We start from the raw sequence: 2950 nt of genomic DNA, 5'->3' as shown, positions 1-2950 counted from the left end.
GGTCGAGGGTGGTGACCTGGCGGGGATCGCGGAGACGCTGTCCATCGAGGACGAGCGCCACCTGCACGACGTACTGCCCGCACTCGCGTCCTGGCGGCGCCGCGAACGCCGCCGCTCGGAGACGGCGGGCTGGCGCTACCGGACGACCTGGTCGCCCGTCACCGCCGCCGGGTCCGCGTGGCTCACCGGCCGGTGGCTGCTCGTCGCCCCCGCCGGCGCCGCCGCCGAACTCGTGGAGTGGACCGCTTCCGCGCTGGCCGCCCGCGGCGCCGAGACCGTGACGGTCCGGGTGCCGGCCGGGACCGTACCGCGCGGCACCGTCGCCGAACTGGTCGGCCGGGCGACGGCGGGCACCGAGCCGCTGTCCGGGGTGCTGTCGCTCCTCGGCCTCGACGAGGCGCCGCTGCCCGGGCAGCCCGCCGTGACCGCCGGCCTCGCCGGCACGCTGGGCCTGCTCCAGGCGCTGGGCGACGCCGGGGTGGAGGCGCCGCTGTGGCTGCTGACCCGCGGCGCCGTCGCCACCGGCCCCGGCGAGCACCTGGCCAGCCCGCTCCAGGCGCAGATCTGGGGCTTCGGCCGGATCGCCGCCCTGGAACACCCGGACCGCTGGGGCGGGCTGGTCGACCTGCCGGACACGGCCGACGACCGTACCGGCGCGCAGCTGGCGGCCGTACTGGCCGGCACCGACGAGAACCAGGTCGCGATCCGGGCGGTCGGAACGATGGGCCGCAGGCTGGCCCACGCCCCCCAGCCCCCGGCCGGCGAGGGGTGGCGTCCCGCGGACGGCACCGCGCTCATCACCGGCGGCACCGGCGCGCTCGGCGGGCACGTGGCACGCTGGCTCGCCGACCGCGGCGCCGAACGTCTCGTGCTCACCAGCCGTTCCGGCCCCGGCGCCACCGGCGTCGCGGCGCAGGCGGCCGAACTGGCCTCCTGCGGCGCCCGCGTGGACGTCCTCGCCTGCGACACCGCCGACCGCGCCGAGCTGGCCGCCCTCCTCGGCCGCGTCCCGGCGGACGGCCCCGCGCTGTCCACCGTGGTGCACACCGCCGCGGTCCTGGACGACGGCGTGATCGACGCCCTCTCGCCCGAGCGGCTGGAGACGGTGCTCGCCGCCAAGGCCGCCGGCGCCGCACACCTCGACGAGCTCACCGCCGACCTGGACCTCGACGCCTTCGTGCTGTTCTCCTCCGTGGTGGCCACCACCGGCGCGCCGGGCCAGGCCAACTACGGTGCCGCCAACGCCTACCTGGACGCCCTCGCCCAGCACCGGCGCGGCCGCGGCCTGCCCGCGCTCGCCGTGGCCTGGGGCCCGTGGGCCGCGGGCGTGGCGCAGAGCTCCGAGGCCGCGCGGCAGCGGCTCGCCCGCAACGACTGGGAAGAGGTCATGGACCCCGACCTGGCGGTCCGGGCCCTGGGCGAGGCACTGGACGGCCGCGACACCGCACTGACGGTGATGAACATCGACTGGACGGCCGTCCTCGCCGAGCCGCAGGAGTCCGCGGACCTGGTGCACGCGCCCTTCATGCGTGACCTGCCGGAGGTGCGGCGGCTCGCCGCGCTGCTGGCCGTCGCCCCGTCCGCCCCGGCCGAACGGGACCTGGCGGACCGGCTGGCCGGCCTGACCCGGGCCGAGCAGCGGCGGGCACTGACCGCACTGGTGCAGGACAAGGCCGCCCGGGTGCTCGGCCACACCACACCCGACGCCGTACAGGCCGGCAGCGCCTTCAGCGAACTCGGCTTCGACTCCCTGACGTCGGTGGAGCTGCGCAACGACCTCAGTGCCGCCACCGGCCTGCGGCTGCCGGCGACCCTGCTCTTCGACTACCCGACGCCCACCGCCCTGACCGGCTACCTGGCGGAGCAACTCCTGGGCGCACGGCCCGAGGACACCCCGGCGCAGTCCGCGGTGCCCGCCACCATCGCCGCCGACGAGCTGATCGCGATCGTCGGCATGGCCTGCCACTACCCCGGCGGCGTGGCCGGCCCCGACGACCTGTGGAACCTGCTCGCCACCGGCGGTGACGCCATCTCCGGCTTCCCGGACGACCGCGGCTGGCACCTGGAGTCGCCCGACGGCACCGAGTTCGACACCGTCGGCGGCTTCGTGCAGGACGTCAGCGGCTTCGACGCCGGGTTCTTCGGGATCAGCCCGCGTGAGGCGCTGGCGATGGACCCGCAGCAGCGGCTGCTGCTGGAGACGTCCTGGGAGGCGCTGGAACGGTCGGGCATCGACCCGATGTCGCTGCGGGGCACCGCCACCGGCATGTTCGTCGGCGGCTACGCCTCCGGCTACGGCCGCGACGGCGACTTCGAGGGCGCGGCCCACCTCATCACCGGCAACGCCACGAGCGTGCTGTCCGGCCGGGTGTCCTACGCCCTCGGCCTGGAGGGCCCCGCGGTCACGGTGGACACGGCCTGCTCGTCCTCGCTCGTCGCCCTGCACATGGCCACCCAGGCGCTGCGCACCGGGGAGTGCTCGATGGCACTCGTCGGCGGTGTCACGATCATGGTCACCCCGGACGGCTTTATCGGCTTCAGCGAGCAGAGCGGCCTCGCGATGGACGGCCGCAGCAAGGCGTTCTCCGCCGACGCCGACGGCATGGGCTTCTCCGAGGGCGCGGGCATGCTCGTGGTCGAGCGGCTGTCGGACGCCGAGCGCAACGGGCACAAGGTCCTCGCGGTGGTGCGGGGTTCTGCGGTCAACCAGGACGGCGCGTCCAACGGCCTGACCGCCCCCAACGGCCCCTCGCAGCAGCGCGTCATCCGCGCCGCACTGGCCACCTCCGGACTGTCGGCGGCCGACGTCGACGCGGTGGAAGCCCACGGCACTGGCACCAAGCTCGGTGACCCGATCGAGGCGCAGGCGCTGCTGGCGACCTACGGGCAGGAGCGTGCGGGAGACCGGCCGCTGTGGCTGGGTTCGGTGAAGTCGAACATCGGCCACACG

General features: G+C 75.8%; 1 protein-coding gene. It reads left to right on the top strand.

Annotation, left to right across the window (positions count from 1 at the left end):
- The coding region (locus WA788_RS35170; RefSeq protein WP_335984486.1) for an SDR family NAD(P)-dependent oxidoreductase at positions 1-2950 on the top strand (2950 nt) is incomplete at both ends.

Origin of the sequence: Streptomyces sp. CA2R106 (genome assembly GCF_037034245.1) — a bacterium.
Lineage (GTDB): Bacteria > Actinomycetota > Actinomycetes > Streptomycetales > Streptomycetaceae > Actinacidiphila.
Note: the sequence above shows the minus strand (reverse complement) of the source record. Positions and strands in the feature narration are given on the sequence as shown.